Source organism: Alkalihalobacillus sp. MEB130, assembly GCF_032335535.1.
In the GTDB taxonomy this organism is placed as follows: Bacteria; Bacillota; Bacilli; order Bacillales; family Bacillaceae_D; genus Halalkalibacter.
In genome coordinates this window covers 106,581-126,094 of the sequence record NZ_JAOANA010000014.1, presented here as the reverse complement: position 1 = coordinate 126,094, position 19,514 = coordinate 106,581, and the positions used below count along the sequence as shown (strand labels likewise).

20 protein-coding genes are annotated in these 19,514 nt (G+C 39.6%); 18 read left to right on the top strand and 2 right to left on the bottom strand.

Annotated elements, in window-relative coordinates; translation table 11 throughout:
- The 7 genes from N0O92_RS15145 to yajC form a co-directional block, all read left to right on the top strand.
- Window positions 1–260 (top strand): hypothetical protein (locus N0O92_RS15145; RefSeq protein ID WP_315615499.1); only part of this gene is annotated, 260 nt, incomplete at its 5' end.
- A gap of 68 nt (window positions 261–328) precedes the next feature.
- Window positions 329–943: a Holliday junction branch migration protein RuvA gene (gene ruvA / locus N0O92_RS15140; protein ID WP_315615498.1), complete on the top strand. Its 615-nt coding sequence runs from the start codon at window positions 329–331 to the stop codon at window positions 941–943.
- A 24-nt stretch (window positions 944–967) separates the two neighbouring features.
- A complete protein-coding gene (gene ruvB / locus N0O92_RS15135) occupies window positions 968–1,969 on the top strand; it encodes a Holliday junction branch migration DNA helicase RuvB (protein ID WP_315615496.1) in 1,002 nt (333 codons plus the stop codon).
- A complete protein-coding gene (locus N0O92_RS15130; protein WP_315615495.1) occupies window positions 1,966–2,184 on the top strand; it encodes a DUF2905 domain-containing protein in 219 nt (72 codons plus the stop codon). The genes ruvB and N0O92_RS15130 overlap by 4 nt, the downstream gene beginning before the upstream one ends.
- 83 nt (window positions 2,185–2,267) lie before the next feature.
- Window positions 2,268–3,293, top strand: a complete 1,026-nt coding sequence (gene queA, locus N0O92_RS15125) for a tRNA preQ1(34) S-adenosylmethionine ribosyltransferase-isomerase QueA (RefSeq protein ID WP_315615494.1) — start codon at window positions 2,268–2,270, stop codon at window positions 3,291–3,293.
- 21 nt (window positions 3,294–3,314) lie between these two features.
- Window positions 3,315–4,454 carry a tRNA guanosine(34) transglycosylase Tgt gene (tgt, locus tag N0O92_RS15120; protein WP_315615493.1) on the top strand — a complete coding sequence of 380 codons (1,140 nt, stop codon included), beginning with the start codon at window positions 3,315–3,317 and terminating at the stop codon, window positions 4,452–4,454.
- A gap of 104 nt (window positions 4,455–4,558) precedes the next feature.
- Window positions 4,559–4,822, top strand: coding sequence for a preprotein translocase subunit YajC (gene yajC / locus N0O92_RS15115; protein ID WP_315615492.1), 264 nt, complete (start codon window positions 4,559–4,561; stop codon window positions 4,820–4,822).
- Window positions 4,823–4,880: 58 nt separating this feature from the next.
- Here the strand turns inward: yajC and N0O92_RS15110 are convergent, their stop codons facing one another.
- Window positions 4,881–5,258, bottom strand: coding sequence for a TIGR04086 family membrane protein (locus tag N0O92_RS15110; RefSeq protein WP_315615491.1), 378 nt, complete (start codon window positions 5,256–5,258; stop codon window positions 4,881–4,883).
- Window positions 5,259–5,417: 159 nt separating this feature from the next.
- Here N0O92_RS15110 and N0O92_RS15105 point away from each other — a divergent pair, with 159 nt between their 5' ends.
- Complete coding sequence (locus tag N0O92_RS15105) at window positions 5,418–6,707, top strand: ArsB/NhaD family transporter (protein WP_315615490.1); 1,290 nt, start codon at window positions 5,418–5,420, stop codon at window positions 6,705–6,707.
- Between the two features lie 90 nt (window positions 6,708–6,797).
- The gene (locus N0O92_RS15100; protein ID WP_315615489.1) at window positions 6,798–7,457 is read left to right on the top strand and encodes a DUF421 domain-containing protein; all 660 of its coding nucleotides are present in this window, start codon (window positions 6,798–6,800) and stop codon (window positions 7,455–7,457) included.
- Between the two features lie 329 nt (window positions 7,458–7,786).
- On the opposite strand, the gene spoVB is transcribed toward N0O92_RS15100, so the two are convergent.
- Window positions 7,787–9,358 carry a stage V sporulation protein B gene (gene spoVB, locus N0O92_RS15095; protein WP_315615488.1) on the bottom strand — a complete coding sequence of 524 codons (1,572 nt, stop codon included), beginning with the start codon at window positions 9,356–9,358 and terminating at the stop codon, window positions 7,787–7,789.
- Between the two features lie 115 nt (window positions 9,359–9,473).
- Between spoVB and N0O92_RS15090 the strand changes: the two genes are divergently transcribed.
- The 9 genes from N0O92_RS15090 (at window position 9,474) to N0O92_RS15050 (ending at window position 19,510) form a co-directional block, all read left to right on the top strand.
- Entirely contained in the window at window positions 9,474–9,968 is a 495-nt protein-coding gene (locus N0O92_RS15090) for a COG2426 family protein (protein ID WP_315615487.1), read from the top strand.
- Window positions 9,969–9,984: 16 nt separating this feature from the next.
- Entirely contained in the window at window positions 9,985–10,269 is a 285-nt protein-coding gene (locus N0O92_RS15085) for a post-transcriptional regulator (RefSeq protein WP_315615486.1), read from the top strand.
- 186 nt (window positions 10,270–10,455) lie between these two features.
- On the top strand, window positions 10,456–11,760 hold the full coding sequence (gene secD, locus N0O92_RS15080) for a protein translocase subunit SecD (protein WP_315615485.1): 1,305 nt from the start codon (window positions 10,456–10,458) through the stop codon (window positions 11,758–11,760).
- On the top strand, window positions 11,750–12,688 hold the full coding sequence (secF, locus tag N0O92_RS15075) for a protein translocase subunit SecF (protein WP_315615484.1): 939 nt from the start codon (window positions 11,750–11,752) through the stop codon (window positions 12,686–12,688). Before secD ends, secF begins: the two co-directional genes overlap by 11 nt.
- Window positions 12,689–12,860: 172 nt before the next feature.
- Complete coding sequence (locus N0O92_RS15070) at window positions 12,861–13,784, top strand: cation diffusion facilitator family transporter (RefSeq protein WP_315615483.1); 924 nt, start codon at window positions 12,861–12,863, stop codon at window positions 13,782–13,784.
- The gene (locus N0O92_RS15065) at window positions 13,781–14,131 is read left to right on the top strand and encodes a LapA family protein (RefSeq protein WP_315615481.1); all 351 of its coding nucleotides are present in this window, start codon (window positions 13,781–13,783) and stop codon (window positions 14,129–14,131) included. Before N0O92_RS15070 ends, N0O92_RS15065 begins: the two co-directional genes overlap by 4 nt.
- Before the next feature lie 54 nt (window positions 14,132–14,185).
- On the top strand, window positions 14,186–16,549 hold the full coding sequence (gene recJ, locus N0O92_RS15060) for a single-stranded-DNA-specific exonuclease RecJ (protein WP_315615480.1): 2,364 nt from the start codon (window positions 14,186–14,188) through the stop codon (window positions 16,547–16,549).
- Window positions 16,550–16,551: 2 nt separating this feature from the next.
- Complete coding sequence (locus N0O92_RS15055) at window positions 16,552–17,067, top strand: adenine phosphoribosyltransferase (protein WP_315615479.1); 516 nt, start codon at window positions 16,552–16,554, stop codon at window positions 17,065–17,067.
- 256 nt (window positions 17,068–17,323) lie between these two features.
- Window positions 17,324–19,510, top strand: coding sequence for a RelA/SpoT family protein (locus N0O92_RS15050; protein WP_315615478.1), 2,187 nt, complete (start codon window positions 17,324–17,326; stop codon window positions 19,508–19,510).
- Window positions 19,511–19,514 lie beyond the last annotated feature (4 nt).

Below are 19,514 nucleotides of genomic sequence, written 5' to 3'. Positions count from 1 at the left end.
TTGCTTTGACTGGAACGTGGCGCTGGCTCCGCACGATGCGCGCCGAAAGGAGAAGGGCATTCCTTTCGGCTTTAAAAGAAGGCATCGGCTCCGCGCAGCGCATAGAGTCAAAGCAAAAAGGTAAAAACCAACCTTTTTGCTTTGACTGGAACGTGGCGCTGGCTCCGCACGATGCGCGCCGAAAGGAGAAGGGCATTCCTTTCGGCTTTAAAAGAAGGCATCGGCTCCGCGCAGCGCATAGAGTCAAAGCAAAAAGGTAAAAAGCGACCTTTTTGCTTTGACTCTATGATAAAATAGAAATAAATGTTCGTATGAGAGGGAGAACGCTTTGATTGAATATGTTATTGGGAATTTAGTGGATATTGAAACGCAATATATAGTAGTGGATCATCAAGGGTTAGGGTATCAAATTTATTGTCCGAATCCTTATCGATTTCAAAGCAAAATGGATAGCTCTGTTCAAGTTTTTACATATCACTATGTGAGGGAAGATGTGATCCGCTTGTATGGGTTTGAATCAAAAAAAGAGCGGACTTTATTTGAGAAGCTGTTAAATGTGTCTGGGATCGGTCCAAAAGGGGCGTTGGCTATTTTAGCAACAGGTGAGCCTGAGCATGTGGTTCATGCAATAGAGGAAGAGGATGAAGCATTTTTAGTGAAGTTTCCTGGAGTTGGAAAGAAGACAGCTCGTCAGATTATTTTAGATTTAAAAGGGAAGCTTGATGATTTTGCTCCAAATTTATTTAACCAAAGTGGTGTGATTGCAACTTCAACGAAAAGTCTCACTAAGGAAAATGAATTTCTTGAAGAAGCGTTTGAAGCGTTGCGTGCACTCGGTTATGTGGAACGTGAACTGAAAAAAGTTCGACCACATTTGGAGAAGGAAGACATGACGACAGATGCTTATATTAAAAAGGCACTGCAGTTATTGTTGAAAGGGTAGCAAACGGTAGGGGTGAATCAAAATATGGAAGAACGAATGGTGTCTGCCGAAGAACAAGGAATGGAAGATTCTCTTGATCAACAAATTAGACCACAAAAACTCCAACAGTACATTGGGCAAGAAAAAGTAAAGAAGAATCTCCACGTTTTTATGGAAGCTGCTAAAATGCGGGAAGAAAGCTTAGATCACGTTCTTCTTTACGGTCCGCCTGGGCTTGGGAAAACAACGTTATCGGGAATCATTGCAACCGAAATGGGGGTGCAAATGAGAACAACGTCAGGTCCAGCTATAGAAAGGCCAGGGGATTTAGCTGCCATTTTAACGGCGCTTGAGCCAGGAGATGTTTTATTTATTGATGAAATACACAGACTAAACAGAATGGTGGAAGAAGTACTTTATCCAGCTATGGAGGATTTCTGTTTGGATATTGTTCTCGGGAAAGGTCCCACTGCCCGGTCCGTTCGGCTAGAATTGCCACCTTTTACTCTTGTTGGGGCTACGACACGCGCTGGAATGTTATCGGCTCCTTTGCGTGATCGATTTGGAGTATTAGCGCGATTAGAATATTACACTGAAAAAGAACTTTCCATCATTGTTAGTCGTACCGCAGAGATTTTTGAAACGGAAATTGATCAAGAAGCTGCGGTTGAAATTGCACGGCGCTCAAGAGGAACTCCTCGAGTAGCGAATCGATTGCTTAGACGTGTGAGAGATTTTGCTCAAGTAAAAGGGGATGGAACGATTACCCTTGAATTGGCTCAAAATTCTCTGGAACAGCTGCAAGTAGACCGTTTAGGACTTGATCATATTGACCATAAATTATTATACGGGATGATTGAGAAATTTCGTGGTGGTCCAGTTGGCTTGGAAACCATTGCTGCTACTATCGGAGAAGAGCCCGATACAATTGAAGATGTATATGAGCCTTATCTTTTGCAGATTGGTTTTATTCAGCGAACGCCTAGGGGGAGAATCGTTAGTCCAGCTTGCTATGAGCACTTCAAGTTGGAGGTCCCAAAATCATGAATACATTTCCAAAAGTATTAATTGCAATCGGTGTTTTATGTATTGTCATTGGTGGTTTATGGTTACTAATCGGACGCTTTATTCCTCTGGGCAAACTTCCTGGGGATATATTGATAAAGCGTGAGAATACAACTTTTTATTTTCCGATTGTAACGAGCATTGTTATTAGTATCCTGTTATCTTTGCTTTTCTTTATTATAGGGCGCTTTAGGTAAAGTTGCATCGGGATCAGAGTTTGGGTATGATTACAAAGATAATAAAAAAAGTATGGATATTATATAAAAAGGTGAATGCAAACATGAATGTAGAAGACTTTGATTTCGAATTGCCAGAAGAATTAATTGCTCAGACGCCGCTTCCTGACAGGACGGCGTCTCGTTTGCTTGTTCTTGATCGAAAGACGGGACAAACGGAAGATCGCCATTTTGTCTCGATCATAGAAGAGCTACAAGCCGGAGATTGTCTTGTATTAAATGATACGCGTGTGTTACCAGCAAGGTTGTATGGTGTAAAAAAGGATACGGGAGCCAGTATAGAAATTTTGTTACTAAAGCAATTAGAAAATAACGAATGGGAAACACTTGTTAAACCTGCAAAACGTGTAAAAGAGGGTTCCGTTATTGAATTTGGTGATGGTCGTTTAACAGCAGTCTGCACAGGTGAAGCTGAGCACGGTGGGCGAATTTTGAAAATGAGTTATGAAGGGATTTTTCACGAAGTGTTAGATGAATTAGGAGAAATGCCTTTGCCGCCTTATATTAAAGAGACGTTACCTGATCAAGAACGGTATCAAACTGTATTTGCTAAAAATCGTGGTTCTGCTGCTGCTCCAACAGCGGGGTTACATTTTACGAAAGAATTATTAGAAAAAATTGAGGAAAAAGGCGTTCACATTGCCTATATAACGTTACACGTTGGGCTTGGAACGTTTAGACCAGTCAGCGTCGAAAATATTGAAGAGCATGAAATGCATGCTGAATTTTACCAAATGAGTGCTGGGACGGCAAGGCTATTACAATCTGTAAGAGAAAGTGGAGGGCGGATTTTTGCTGTTGGAACGACATCAGCAAGGACACTGGAGACGATTATGAAAGAACATAATCAATTTCAAGAAGCTTCAGGTTGGACGTCCATCTTTATCTATCCAGGTTATGAGGTACGTGGATTTGATGGTTTGTTAACGAACTTTCATTTGCCTAAATCAACTTTGGTGATGCTTGTTAGTGCTTTTGCTACTAAGGAGTTTGTGCTAAATGCTTACAATCATGCAGTAGAGCAAAGGTATCGTTTCTTCAGTTTTGGTGATGCGATGCTAATTAAATAGAGAAAAAAAGGAGGAATAGAGATGGCTGCTATCACATATGAACATATAAAGACATGCAAACAGTCTGGAGCACGTCTTGGTAAAGTCCATACCCCACATGGGACGTTTGAGACTCCAATTTTTATGCCAGTGGGAACGTTGGCGACAGTTAAAACAATGAGCCCGGAAGATCTATACGACATGAATGCCCAAATTATTTTGAGTAATACGTATCACTTATGGTTAAGACCAGGTCATGATATAATTAAAGAAGCTGGTGGCTTACATAAATTCATGAACTGGGATCGACCTATTTTAACCGATTCTGGAGGATTCCAGGTCTTTAGTTTGAGTGACTTGCGTAAGATAGAGGAAGAGGGCGTTCATTTCCGTAATCACTTAAATGGAGACAAGCTATTTTTAAGTCCTGAGGGGGCAATGGAAATTCAAAATGCCCTTGGATCTGATATCATGATGGCTTTTGACGAGTGTCCACCATATCCAGCAGAATTTGAGTATATGAAAAATTCTGTGGAACGGACAAGTCGTTGGGCAGAAAGGTGTTTAGAAGCACATGCACGGCCAAATGATCAAGGGTTATTTGGGATTGTTCAAGGTGGCGAGTATGAGGAATTAAGGAAACAAAGTGCAAAAGATCTTATTTCCCTTGATTTTCCTGGCTACGCTATTGGAGGGCTTTCTGTTGGTGAACCTAAAGATGTGATGAACCGTGTGCTTGAATTCACAACTCCACACTTGCCAGAGGATAAACCTCGTTATTTAATGGGTGTAGGATCTGCAGATTCATTAATTGATGGAGCGATCCGTGGAATCGATATGTTTGACTGTGTCTTACCTACGAGGATTGCTCGTAATGGAACGTTAATGACAAGTACGGGTAGATTGGTCGTTCGTAATGCAAAATATGCTCGCGACTTTAGACCATTAGATGAAAATTGTGATTGTCATGTTTGCCAAAATTATTCAAGAGCCTATATTCGTCATTTGGTTAAATGTGAAGAAACGTTCGGTTTTAGATTGACCTCTTACCATAATTTATATTTCCTGTTAAACTTAATGGAGCAGGTAAGACAGGCAATAAGGGAAGACCGTTTACTTGATTTCAGGGAAGAGTTTTTTGAGCAATATGGTTTTAATAAACCTAATGCAAAAAATTTCTAAAAAAAGTCTTTATAAGTGGTCTTGATCTGTTCGATCGGTCTCATGCAAAAATATAACGCTTCCAAATATTGGGGTTTGTTTACTAACGAAAGGGGGGAAACTAGATGGAGCTTTTTGGAACATTACTTCCACTAATTTTAATGTTCGCGATTTTTTACTTCTTACTTATTCGTCCACAGCAAAAGAAGCAAAAAGCAATTCGTGAGATGCACAGTGCGCTTCAGCGTGGTGATAAAATTATCACAATTGGAGGCCTTCATGGAACGGTTGATGCTGTTGACGAGGATACAATCGTGCTTCTTGTAAATGACAATCGAAAGCTAACGTTTGATCGTGCAGCTATTCGTGAAGTGGTTAATCCAGATTGATTAGTACATAAGAAAGCGCAGCGAGTAATCGCTGCGCTTTCTTGGTGTTTTATTATTTTTACTTGTTGCTACTTAGATTTACACCTATGATCCCACCTAAGGCCGCTGCCAAAATGTAGCCTCCATGATACATGTATTGTTCATTGCTAAATCCAGTATTATAGCCTAAATATTGAATGAGAAACGTTAATACTGAAAATAAAAGTGCCGTGGTAGCACCTGCCATCCAACCCTTTTCTTTTGCTTTTGCTCCTGAGATTGTCCCACCTAAAAACATCGTTACAAACGCAACACCTGTAATAACCCATTTCACGGAATGTTCCGTTAAAGAAGTGAACGACAACACGATAGAGACAACTAAACTAAATGATAAAGCAAGAACCAAGATGGTGGTTAGACCAAATAAAACCGCTGGAAAAAATCCTCGAAATGCCAATACAATCTCTCCTTTCATATATGAAAATAAATAACCGCTTACTACAGCTTATTCAGGCTTGTATAGAATAGACGTTAAATTTGCTTGTCTTAGAAAACGGACATGTTTTATTGGTGCTTGTCATAGGATGGTAGAAATGCGAGGGAGAGGAGTACGGACATGGGGGTAACCTTAGCTTTAATTATTTTTCTTTGCAGTTACTTCTTCATCATTACGGAAAAACTAAATCGAGCTGTCATTGCCTGCTTTGGTGGGGTACTCATGCTTGTATTTGGTGTGTATGAAATAGATGCTGCATTCTTACATCATATTGACTGGCACACGATCACGCTCTTGTTGGCAATGATGATCTTGGTTTCTATTACAAGCCAAAGTGGTTTTTTTGAGTATGTCGCCGTATCATTGGCTAAGTGGGTAGATGGACGGCCGGTTCCATTGCTGATTGTTATTTCAACATTAACAGCATTTGGATCTGCATTTTTAAATAATGTCACAACGGTTTTGCTAATTGTTCCAATCATCTTTACGCTTACAGCTTTATTAAAGTTACCGGCAGTTCCTTTTTTATTGTCGCTTGTTATGGCATCCAATATTGGAGGGACAGCTACTCTAATCGGTGACCCTCCGAACTTGATGATTGGGCAAGCTGTAGACCATTTAACGTTTAATGACTTTCTCATTCATTTAAGTCCAGTAGTCATCATTATCTTTATTGTTGTGATGTTCGGCTTAGTTGCTTTGTATCGAAAGCAGTTAGTCGTAACAAAAGAAGATCAAGCCAAATTATTGGCAATTAACCCAACTACATATATTAAAGACAGGAAGCTATTAATTAAATCTGTATCTGTCTTAACGTTAACAACAGTAGGCTTTGTATTACAGCCTTTTATTCATGTTGAATTAACAAGTATCGCTATGGTAGGAGCTCTTCTCCTTATGTTAATCACGCATGAAGAGCAAGATATGGAGGAAGTATTCCGTTCGGTTGAATGGGTCACGCTCTTTTTCTTTATTGGGCTATTTCTTCTTGTCGGTGGGTTAAAGGAAGTTGGGATTATTGATGAAATTGCCAAATCCATTATTTACTATACAGAAGGTGATTTGCCTAAAACGTCATTATTTATTCTGTGGGGTTCAGGCATATTATCAGGCTTTGTAGATAATATTCCTTTTGTGGCAGCTATGATTCCTGTTATTCTTGAATTCCAAGAATATGGAATGAGTAACCTAGACCCACTTTGGTGGGCATTAGCCTTAGGTGCTTGTTTAGGAGGAAATGCAACGATTATTGGGGCAACGGCCAATGTGATTGTTGCAGGGATGGCTGTTAAGGCAAAACATCCGTTTAGTTATTTAGAGTTCTTAAAAGTGGGATTGCCAATAGCGATCATCTCGTTTATCATTTCTACGATTTATCTATACTTCAGATACCTCATTCATTTCATGTAGGGAACTTCCAAAAGCTACAAATCATGTGTTTTTCCTCCCTTGGTCATACTAACCTATAGACATGGTTCAGACGCAAGGGAGGAATATTTGATGGATTACATGACAATCATGCTGCGAACGATATTCATCTATTTCATAATCCTCTTTGTGCTTAGATTTATGGGGAAACGCGAGATTGGACAATTATCTGTGTTGGACTTTGTTGTATCCATTATGATTGCAGAATTAGCTGTTGTGTCTATTGAAAATATTGAAGTACCTATGATGTACTCGATCATCCCAATTGTTATTCTGTCCACCATTCAGATTGTTTTGGCCCTCATTTCGTTAAAAAATAATGATTTACGTAAATTAATCGATGGTAAACCGTCCGTGTTAATAAACGAAGGGAAAATTGATGAAGGTGAAATGAGGAAGCAGAGATACAATTTTGATGATCTTCTCGTCCAGCTAAGGCAAAATAAAATAAGCAAATTGTCTGATGTTGAATTTGCCATTTTAGAGCCTTCGGGGAAGTTATCGGTCATTGAGAAAAGAGAAGAGGGTAGCGATGAGTTTACACCCAGGCTGCCTCTACCGCTTATATTAGACGGTCAAATTCAAAATGAGCATCTTGAGCAAATTAATCAAACTCAGTTATGGCTCCGGCAACAAATGCGGAAGCTTGGGTATCGTGATATTAAGAAGATTTCCTACTGTGCTTTAAAAGATCGAGATACGTTTTTTGTTGACTTAAAAGATGAAAGGTGAAGACCAAGCTATTGTTCCTTTTGGAGATGGCTTGGTTTTTTCATGCTTTGCTGTTTTTAATTACTATTCCTTATTGCTGCCGTTACATTGCGCTTCAGGCACTTGCTTTCCGCGGGGAGGAAGCCAAGCCCCCACGACTTCCGTCAGTGGTGTCTTGCCTTTCCCTCTTTTTCCCGCAGGAGTCAATTACCTTCCGCTCCATTTCACTATGGTTCTGGTTCTGAAACTCAATAACATCATACCTTGCGAAAAAGTAAAAAAGGAACGACAAAGAAGAACTAGAAAATCTACTTAGATTTCTAGTTCTACAACTTGTGATTGTCTTTAAGTTACGCTTTAGGAATAAGTGTGCTTATCCATTTTCCGACAACGGGGATTCGGTTGGCTTCTTCTTGTTTTACTAATCCTAGAAGGAGCATGAAGGTGCAATAGAAAATTCCTGTTACGCTTATGGCAAGAAGTGTTTGCCAAAGCTGTGAGAATGATGTGAAAGCATACTTTAAACATAGAATCCCAACCAAGCTTGATAAGACAATGAGAAGTATGGATTTTACTACTACCTTTGTTTCAATGGTAAAGCTGATTGTTTTTGCGATCGATGCAAAGTGTAATAACGTAACTAAGACAAATCCAATTACAACTGCTAGTGCAGCCCCCATTATGCCTAATTCAGGTCTTGAAGCAAGTACAAAGATGGCGGCCATTTTAATTACGGCTCCAAAAAGGCTGTTCATCATCGCGGCTTTAGCGAGGTCCAAAGCTTGCAGAGTAGCTTGTAATGGCCCTTGGAAATATAAGAAAATACTAAAAGGTGCCATTAATTTCAAATAAGTAGCAACCGTGGGTGCATCATACATGAGATCCATAATCGGTTCCGCATACACGTATAAAATAACAGCCGAAATTCCACCTGATAAGAGGGCGAGTCGTAAAGCTTGATTTAACCGATGGTGAATCGTTTTATAATGTTTCTTGGCAGCTGCTTCACTTATAGCTGGAACAAGAGAAACGGAAAGGGAATACGTGATAAATGTTGGCAACATCAAAACAGGGATGACAAAACCTGCAAGTTCTCCGTACTGCCTCGTAGCCATAACCGTTGCTACTCCGGCAAGTGCTAAACTTTGGGCAACGATTATCGGTTCAAAAAATAAGGAGATCGAACCAATCAAACGACTTCCGGTAGCTGGCAAAGAAATGGCCATTAAATCTCTAAACGTTTGTTTTCCTTCTTTAGCGTAACTGAAAAAGTTACGACGAACCTGGAAGCGTTTATTTCGTTTAAACATCAAAATCATATAAAGTAACGAAGCTAGTTCCCCGATTACAACAGAAGCCATAGCCCCGGCTGCGGCATATTCAACACCCATTGGTAAGAAAGCACTTGTCATGACCGCAACGAGTGTAATACGGACAACTTGCTCAATCACTTGTGAAAAAGCGGTTGGTTTCATATTTTGACGCCCTTGGAAGTATCCGCGCATAACGGATGAAAGAGCCACAATAGGCACAATAGGCGAAATCGCAATTAAAGGATAATAGGCTCTTGAATCGGTTAATAGTGTATTAGCTACAAATGGAGCAAAAGCAATCATAGCAACAGTGAAGATAATACTTAATACACTAGTAATCGCTAAAGAGACAACTAGAATTCGTTTAATTCTTTGTCTGTCCTGTTTCGCTTCAGCTTCTGCGACTAATTTTGATATCGCAACAGGTAGTCCCAACTGTGTTAGTGTTATGACTAGAAGCAAAGTTGGAACAGCCATTTGATAGAGGCCAACTCCTTCAGCTCCCATAATTCTTGCGACAACTATTTTATTAACAAAGCCTAGAAATCTTGTAATAAGACCGGCGATGATTAATATGAGTGCTCCTTTTAAAAATGTTTGCTTCGTCATGTATAAGCCCCTACCTTCACAAAAAAATGATGGATATTTCGCGTTATTATTTATATGCTTAGTAGTGGGGCAAGCATGACAAGTAGTTACATAAATCAAGACAACTTTAGAGAGGATGGATAAAGTGAAAGAGACTATTCAACAGTTTGTTTTTGATCATTTTGGTTTTTTGCCACCTGAATTAATTGTTGTTTTGATCTCAGCGTTGCCGATTTTAGAGCTACGTGGAGGAATGCCGATCGCTCACCAACTTGGTTTATCGTATTGGGAAGCCTTGCTTTATGGAATTGGTGGAAACTTACTTCCGATTATTCCGATCTTGTTATTATTTCAACCAATTAGTAAATGGTGTTTAAGATTCAAAGTTTATAAACGTTTTTATGATTGGCTATACAATAGGACGATGAGAAAGAGTGATAAGGTAGAAAAATTTGGTGCGATTGGACTCATTTTATTCACAGCGGTTCCATTACCGACGACAGGAGCTTATTCAGCCAGTCTTGCTGCTATATTATTTTTTATCCCATTTCGATTTGCTTTCTTTGCTATTGCAACAGGAGTTGTGATTGCGGGAGTTGGCATTACGAGTATACTGTATTCTGTTTTCTAATTAGGAGGAGGAAGGTATGGAGAAACAACAATTTGAAGTTTGGAGAAGTGATGTTGAACCAGCTCTTGTAAGCAAGGTTGATGAATTTCATTTTCTCGGTTACGACCGGGCTACAGAAGATCAGGTGTGGGACTGTGTCCTCTATCAGCTAAGAAAAAAGAAAGAATTCATCCACATTAGTACGTTTGTGAATGAATTATTAACGTTGAAACCACAAACCTATATGACATGGTTGACGGTTCATGCATATAAAGATCCAACAGATTGGTTTGCGGATATGGAAAATGCATCTAAAGCGTAAAAAAATATATTTCGGAAATAGTATCTTTTCGCGCTACAAGTTGTGATGTTACAATTTGTAGCGCCTTACATAAGTGATACCTTAAATTGACAGAGATTTTCTATAAAAGCTATAATGGGACTATTGTGTCTATGAATGTTCGGAATGGACAAGTAGTCTGTTTCATAAAGGAGGCAGAAAAGGAATATGGTGAAAAAAGGAAGGATTTTCGCTTTTTTCCTTATTGTCGCTATTCTCGCAGGTTTGATAAGTACAACCGTTATGGGAGTTGCGAAGGAAATTAAGCTAGGTCTCGACCTCCAAGGTGGGTTTGAAATTCTTTATGAAGTAAAACCAGCACATGAGGGTGACGTAATTGATCAAGAAGCATTGCGGGCAACTGTGAGTGCTCTGAATCAGCGTGTAAATGTTTTAGGAGTTTCAGAACCAAATATCCGTATTGAAGGGGATAATCGTATCCGCGTACAACTTGCTGGAGTTGCGGACCAGGCTACAGCTCGGGAGTTACTTGCAACAGAGGCGAGTTTAACCATTCGAGATGTATATGATGAAGTACTCGTAGATGGAGCAGATCTACGACAAAATGGAGCAAGTTCTTCATTTCATCCAGATACAAATGATCCAATTGTAACACTAACGTTAGATGATGCGCGTCAAATGGAACAAATTTCAAGAGATATGTTATCAAGACCACCAGCAGAGAATCTACTCGTCATGTGGTTAGATTTTGAAGAAGGTGTTGACTCTTATGCAGAGGAAGCGTTAAAAGAAGATCCAAAATACCTCTCTGCAGCAACTGTTCGTGAAATTATTTATTCGAATACAGCAACGATTAGTGGGAATTTCACCCTTGAAGAAACACAATTCCTTGCGGAAGTGTTAAATGCAGGTGCATTGCCGGTAGAACTGGAAGAAATGTATTCCAATTCTGTTGGTGCTTCTTTAGGGGAACAAGCGATGCAAAAGACGGTGTATGCAGGCTTTATCGGTGTCGCCCTCATATTCGCATATATGCTGTTTTATTATCGTTTTATGGGAATAATTGCTGTTATCACGTTAAGCACGTACATTTACCTTGTATTACTGGTGTTTAACTGGATGAATGCGGTCTTAACTCTGCCAGGAATTGCAGCATTAATACTCGGAGTGGGGATGGCCGTAGATGCCAATATCATTACGTACGAACGAATAAAAGAAGAAATCAGATCTGGAAAATCGGTGATGTCGGCATTTAAAGCTGGAAGTCGTAGATCTCTTTCAACAATTCTTGATGCCAATATTACAACGATTTTAGCAGCAGCTGTCCTTTTCTCGTATGGGACAAGCTCAGTACAAGGCTTTGCTGTCATGTTAATTGTCAGTATTTTAACAAGCTTTGTAACAGCTGTTTATGGATCGAGGCTTCTTCTTGGCTTATGGGTGAATAGTCGAGCTCTTAATAAGAAAACTCGTTTGTTCGGTGTGAAGGAAGGTGAAATTAATGAGCTTTAATTTCCAAAATCGCGAGATAGACTTCGTCCAACATCGAAAAAAGTTTTTCGCTTTCTCAGGAATTTTCAGTTTAGTGGGCATCATCTTATTGCTTACACTTGGCCTAAACTTAGGTATTGACTTTGAAAGTGGTTCACGAGTCGATTTGCTCTCACCTGAACCACTCACGCAAGATGTGATTATGGAAGAGTTTGCGCAGATTGGATTTACTCCAGATGATGTGCAGCTTGGCGGAGATCAAAATGAAATGGCTAGTGTAGGCTTTATAGGGGTATTAGGCCCAGATGAAATAAATGAGATACAAGCTCATTTTGCTAGTGAATATGGACATGAGCCAAGTGTGAGTACGGTTGATCCTATTATTGGTGCTGAATTAGCACGAAACGCATTAATCTCTGTGTTGATTGCTTCTGTTGGGATTATTATTTATGTAACGATTCGATTTGAATTGTTATATGGGATAGCAGCAATTGTAGCGTTGTTGCATGATGCATTTTTTATTATTGCTGTCTTTAGTTTGCTTCAAATAGAAGTAAACGTACCATTTATTGCAGCCGTCTTAACGATTGTCGGGTATTCGATTAATGATACAATTGTTACGTTTGACCGAATTCGGGAGAACATGAAGCTAGCTAAGCGAGTAAAAGACTTTGATGATTTAGCACGTGTCGTAAATAAGAGTCTTGTTCAGACGCTAGCACGTTCGATTAATACGGTTCTAACGGTTGTCTTTGCAGCGGCAGCTATCTTCATATTTGGTGGAGAGGCAATCCGGTCATTTGCGCTTGCTTTATTAATTGGTCTAGTAGCAGGTACATATTCATCTATGTTCCTAGCATCACAGCTATGGTTGATTTGGAAAGCGAAACAATTGAAAAAAAAGAAATTCAACTCTCAGCAGCAACCTGAGGGAGAGCCAACAGTATAACATGCGTGGAAGTATCAAGAAGGGTCTCAAGGGTGAAAATCATCCTAATTGAGGCCCTTTTCTCTTTTGATACTTGTTGTTTCTGCAAAAGATGAATGATGAGTTTTATTGATGGTAAAATAAGTACAGAAGAAAGATATGAGAATCAAAACAAGACAAAGTAGGTGTTGGGGTGTCCGAAGCAGATGTACGTTATCGAAAGGTAAGATTTGCGGCATGGGTTGGGATTATAGGAAATATTATATTAGCTATTATTAAAGCGGTTATAGGGATTATGGCAAACAGCCGAGCGCTAGTGGCAGATGCTGTACACTCAGCTTCTGATGTGGTCGGCTCCGTTGTCGTTTTAATCGGTGTCCGTGCGGCGAAATTGCCACCGGATCGGGACCATCCATATGGACATGGAAAAGCCGAGTCTGTAGCAGCCATAATCGTAGCCGTTTTGTTGTTTATTGTTGGCTTCGAGATTGCTCTTGGTGCATTTCAATCATTTTTTGAACCTGTAGAGGTACCAAAAGTTATTGCTATTTATGCTGTTATTTTTTCAATCGTTGTGAAAGAATTAATGTTTCGTTATAAGTATCAATTGGGTAAGAAGTATAAGAGTGAGGCGTTAATGACAGATGCATGGCATCATCGATCAGATGTCTTCTCTTCTTTCGCTGCCTTAATTGGGATAGGTGCAGCCATTTTAGGTGGGTATTTAAATATCCCATGGCTCGTTTACGGAGATTCCGTGGCGAGTGCGTTTGTAGCTATTTTGATTGGGAAAATGGCGTGGACTCTTGGAAAACAGTCTATTCATAATGCGTTAGATCATGTTCTTCATGAAGAAGATACAGTTGAGATGAAAAAGGCGGCAGCGAGTGTCGAAGGTGTCCTTAGAATCGATGAGTTCTTGGCAAGAGAACATGGTCATTATGTGATCATTGATATAAAAGTTTCTGTTGATCCTTCTATTACGGTAGAGGAAGGTCATACAATAGGAAAAAGAGTAAAGGTTCGACTGTTAGAAGAGAAAAATGTTCATGATGTGCTTGTTCATATTAACCCTTACAGAAAGAAAGAAGATAGCGGAGAGGAGTTGGATGAATGAGGGGACAATGGAGTTTAATTCTTGGGTTGGTGGCAGCTGTCGTTATCGCAATTTTTGCTGTTATAAATGTTGAGGCTGTTCGGGTCAATTATATGTTTGGAGTGGCAGAGTGGCCACTGATCCTAGTCATCTTAGGGTCCGTTCTTATGGGGGCTATTATAGTCGGGGCTGTAGGAATGCTTAAGATTTACCAATTACAAGCTGAGATTAAACGATTAAAAAACAAACAAAACGATTCAACAAAAGAACTGAATCACCAATCCAACGAGGCTAAAAAAGCAGCGGGGAAAAGTAAGATAAAAACTGAAAAAGAGGAAAGATTCCAGTCTAAGGAAAAGAATGAATGATCGTTGTAACCCCTTGAAAGCTCATGTATAATGAGACATTCAAGGGGTGTTTATATGTTAAAACCAAAAGCAAGATGGAGAATAAAGGAACAAGCATCCGATCAAATAGATCAATTAGTAAATGAACTAAACATTGCTCCTTTAGTAGCAACGTTGCTCTTGAATCGAGGTTTCGAGACCGTTGAAGCTGCTAGGCGATTTTTAAATAAAGAAGAAATGTCCTATCATGATCCGTTTTTATTGGATGATATGGACCGAGTCGTATCGAGAATTCGTGAAGCCGTTGAGAAAGAGGAGCGAATTCTTATTTTTGGTGATTACGACGCAGATGGAGTAAGCAGTACAACCGTTATGTACAAAGCCTTACAGTCTATAGGAGCTCAAGTAGACTTTTATATTCCTAATCGTTTTACTGAGGGATATGGACCAAATGAGCCAGCTATTCGACGAGCGAAAGAACAAGGATATGGCTTAATCGTTACGGTTGATACCGGAATTGCAGCTGTTCACGTTGCAGCTGTGGCAAAAGAGATTGAACTTGATTTTATCGTGACCGACCATCATGAGGCGCCACCTGTTTTACCTGATGCCTATGCTATTGTGAACCCGAAAAAACCGGGATGTCCGTACCCTTTTAAAGGGTTAGCAGGTGTCGGGGTTGCCTTAAAGGTAGCACAAGCGCTCCTAGGTCGGGTTCCTACAGAGTGGTTAGATATTGCGGTTATTGGAACGGTAGCCGATTTGGTTCCTCTTATCGATGAAAACCGTCTTTTAGTTATGGAAGGACTACATGTTCTGCAATCGACTAGTAAGCCTGGTTTAATTGCATTGAAGAAAAAGTGTGGAATTGAATCGCAAGTTGTTCAAGCTGATCATGTTGGGTTTGGAATCGGACCTAGAATCAATGCTGCCGGTCGCCTAGACTCAGCAGATCCAGCTGTCCACTTACTTTTAGCAGAAACGCAGGAGGAAGCGGAGCAATTGGCAACAGAAATCGACTTCTTAAATAAAGAGCGCCAAGCTGTCGTTAGTGAAATTGCAGAAGCCGCCGTTTCTGTAGTAGAAGAGCACTATCCTCCAGATGAAAATGACGTATTGGTTATTGCAGGAGAAGGTTGGAATGCAGGAGTAATTGGAATCGTTGCCTCACGTCTAGTGGAACGATATTATAGACCAACAATTGTCTTAAGTATTGATAGAGAAAAGGGACTCGCGAAAGGGTCAGCGCGAAGTATCGAAGGCTTTGATATGTTTGAAGAACTTTCAAAAAGCCGAGATATTTTGCCACATTTTGGTGGTCATCCAATGGCAGCCGGGTTAACAATGAATGTTGATGATTTAGACGAGCTTCGAACAAGGCTTAACCAACAGGCAAAAGAGGTTTTAACGGAAGAAGACTTCAAGCCTGTTACAGCCATTGATTTAGTCGCTACTGTCGATGAAATCTCAGTGTCTGTCATTAAACAATTAGAACAACTTGCTCCTTTTGGTGTAAGTAACCCAACGCCTAAAGTATTGCTTCAGAATGTCCAATTAGATCAAATGAGGAAAATTGGAAGTGATTCGAATCATTTGAAAGTCGGGTTTACAGAGAATGGAGCCACTCTAGATGGGATAGGCTTTCACCTTGGTTATTTATCAGATGAGATCACTTCGCATGCAAAGGTATCTGCAGTTGGTACGTTATCTATTAATGAATGGAATGGTCATGTAAAGCCTCAATTAATGATTGATGATATGGGTGTTTCAGAGTGGCAGTTATTTGATTGGAGAAGTATTCAGAAAGCTAGATTGGCGGAGCGCCTACAAACGATACCGCCTGAAAATCGAGTATTGATTGCATTTAAGAAAGAAACAAAGACCATACTAGGACTTGAAAATGAGACTGTGTATACAGTGGGTGAACATAAAGAATGGGGTAATTTATCTAATAGCTATGTTGTTTTACTAGATATACCAGAGGAACGAGAACAATTGAAATGGTTACTTTCAAACCATGGACAACCTAGTCGAATTTATGCGGTCTTTTATCATGAGGACGATTCTTTCTTTACAACAAATCCGAATAGAGAACAATTTAAATGGTACTATGCATTTCTTTTAAAGAGAAAATCGTTTAATATTAGAAAGCACAGTGAAGAATTAGCCAAATATAAAGGCTGGTCAAAAGAAACGGTCACTTTTATGTCACAAGTATTTTGTGAACTTGGTTTTGTAACGATAAACGATGGCATACTAAATGTAGCTAACGATCCACAAAAGAAAGGCTTAGAAGAGTCTGCAACGTACCGACGAAAACAAGAGCATGCGAAGATTGAAAATGATTTTGTTTATTCTTCGTACATGGATCTAAAACAGTGGTTTGCTCAAGTAATGGCTGATTCTATAGAAGAAACAATGATCAAGGAGACGGTGTAAAAATGGATTTTAAGAACTATATTCAAATTGTAGAGGACTACCCAAAGGAAGGGATTCGTTTTAAAGACATTACGACTCTCATGCAAGATGGAGCTGCGTATAAAGCTGCTATTAATGAAATGGCCGATTATGCTCGTGAGAAAAATGCTGATGTGATCGTAGGACCAGAGGCGAGAGGATTTGTCGTAGGGTGTCCAATTGCTTATTCGTTGGAAGTTGGATTTGTACCCGTTCGAAAAGCAGGGAAACTTCCACGTGAAGTGATTTCAGTAGACTATGGTTTGGAATATGGAAAGGATAGCTTAACGATTCATAAAGATGCGATTAAGAAAGGTCAAAGGGTTGTCATTACAGATGACTTATTGGCAACAGGTGGAACAATTGAAGCCACCATTAAAATGGTTGAACAGCTAGGCGGAGTAGTAGTAGGAATTGCTTTCATGATTGAACTTGGCTACTTAGATGGTAGAGATCGCCTGGAGAAATATGATCTATTTTCTTTAATGACTTATAACTAAAATTACATGATGTTGGGTGGCTTAACTTGGTAGGTTATGTAAGTAGGAGGATGGCAGAAATGCGGACTATTTCTTTCTATTTTTATGATCATCATTAGTTGGGTTACCCTCTTTTGTTATATAAGAAGAATAAGGGTGTGTTTTCCTTTTTTGGGTAACCTTTCATACAGTAAAGAAAGTTTCGTCTTTTCTCTTTACATAGCGCGGAAACTTACCCATAATATAAAGAAATATTGAATCGTAAAAAGGTGATTTCATGACGATAGATCAAGTTCTAGAGAAGGCAAGTCGGTATTTAAATAAGGATGACGTCGCTTTTTTACGAAAAGCTTACGAATATGCTGAACAGGCACATGAAGGTCAATACCGGAAATCAGGGGAGCCCTATATACTTCACCCTATTCAGGTTGCAGGAATTATTGTTGAGCTCGAACTTGACCCGAATACAGTTGCTGCGGCTTTTTTACATGATGTAGTGGAAGATACAGATGTGACGGTAGAGGATTTAACGAAAGCATTTAATGAACAAGTAGCTATGTTAGTAGACGGCGTGACGAAATTGAAAAAATTCAAGTATAAGTCAAAAGAAGAGCAACAAGCAGAGAATCATCGCAAAATGCTTATTGCAATGGCTAAAGACATACGTGTCATTTTAATTAAGTTAGCTGATCGTCTTCATAATATGCGAACACTCAAATTTATGCCGCCAGAAAAACAACGTGTGACGTCAAATGAAACGTTAGAAATTTTTGCGCCATTAGCTCATAGACTCGGGATATCAACAATCAAGTGGGAATTAGAAGATACGGCTTTACGTTACTTAGATCCACAACAATATTATCGGATTGTTAATTTAATGAAAAAGAAACGTGCAGAGCGTGAGAAGTATTTGTCCGGAGTGATGGATACGATCAGTGAACACTTGAATGATGTGAATGTACAAGCTGAATTATCAGGTCGACCAAAACATATTTATAGCATTTATCGTAAAATGGTGCTTCAAAACAAGCAGTTTAATGAAATATACGATCTGTTAGCCGTACGTATTATGGTCGATAGCATCAAAGATTGTTACGCCGTTTTAGGTGTCATTCATACATGCTGGAAGCCAATGCCTGGGCGGTTTAAAGATTATATTGCAATGCCAAAGGCCAATATGTATCAATCGCTTCATACAACAGTAGTAGGGCCTTTTGGAGATCCACTAGAGGTACAGATTCGAACAGAGGAAATGCACCGAATTGCAGAATACGGGGTTGCAGCTCATTGGGCCTATAAAGAAGGAAAAGATGTCTCTCAAAATAAAAATTCATTCGAAGATAAGTTAAGTTGGTTCCGTGATGTAATTGAGTCTCAAACAGAGACCAATGACGCACAAGAATTTATGGAATCATTAAAAATGGACTTGTTCTCAGATATGGTTTTTGTCTTTACACCAAAAGGGGAAGTCATTGAATTGCCTGCTGGATCAGTTCCACTTGACTTTGCTTATCGCATTCATAGTGAAATAGGGAATCGCTGTATAGGGGCAAAGGTAAATGGAAAAATGGTTCCACTTGAGCACCGTTTAAATACTGGTGATATTGTCGAAGTATTAACGTCTAAACACTCGTATGGGCCAAGCCAAGACTGGCTGAAAATAACGAAATCTTCTCATGCGAAGAATAAAATTAGACAATGGTTTAAAAAAGAGCGTCGGGAAGAAAATGTTGAAAAAGGTCGGGATTTAGTTGAAAAGGAAATTCGTAACCTAGATTTTGAACCGAAAGACGTTCTAACGGCTGAAAACATTGCGGAAGTAGCTAATAAATTTAGCTTCTCTGGTGAGGAAGACATGTTTGCTGCTGCTGGCTATGGCGGAATTAGTGTTAAACAAATCGTAAATAGAATGACAGAAAAATTACGGAAACAGCAAGATCAGGAACAAGAAGATAAATCATTAGCGGCGGCATTATCTGATGTACAAACGCAGCGACCGACGAAAAAAGTGAGCTCGGGTGTAAGGGTAAAAGGTGTAGATAATCTTCTAATTCGTTTATCTCGTTGCTGTACGCCGGTCCCTGGTGATGAGATCATTGGGTACATTACTAAGGGACGTGGAGTGTCTATACACAGATCAGATTGTGCGAATGTTCAAAATGAGGAAGCGCAAGGCCGCTTACTTGAGGTTGAGTGGGAAGGCGACATTCAACAAAGTAAGTCTTATAATGTTGACATTGAGATAAGTGCTTACGATCGAAATGGACTTTTAAATGAAGTGTTGCAAGCTATTACAGAGTCAAGAACGGTCATTAACGCAGTGTCTGGTCGTTCAGATCACCGCCAAAAAGTAGCTACGATTCATTTAACTATTTCCATTCATAATATTGATCATTTGCATAAAGTTGTAGACAAGATTAAACAATTACATGACATTTATTCAGTAAGAAGAGTTATGCACTAGAGGT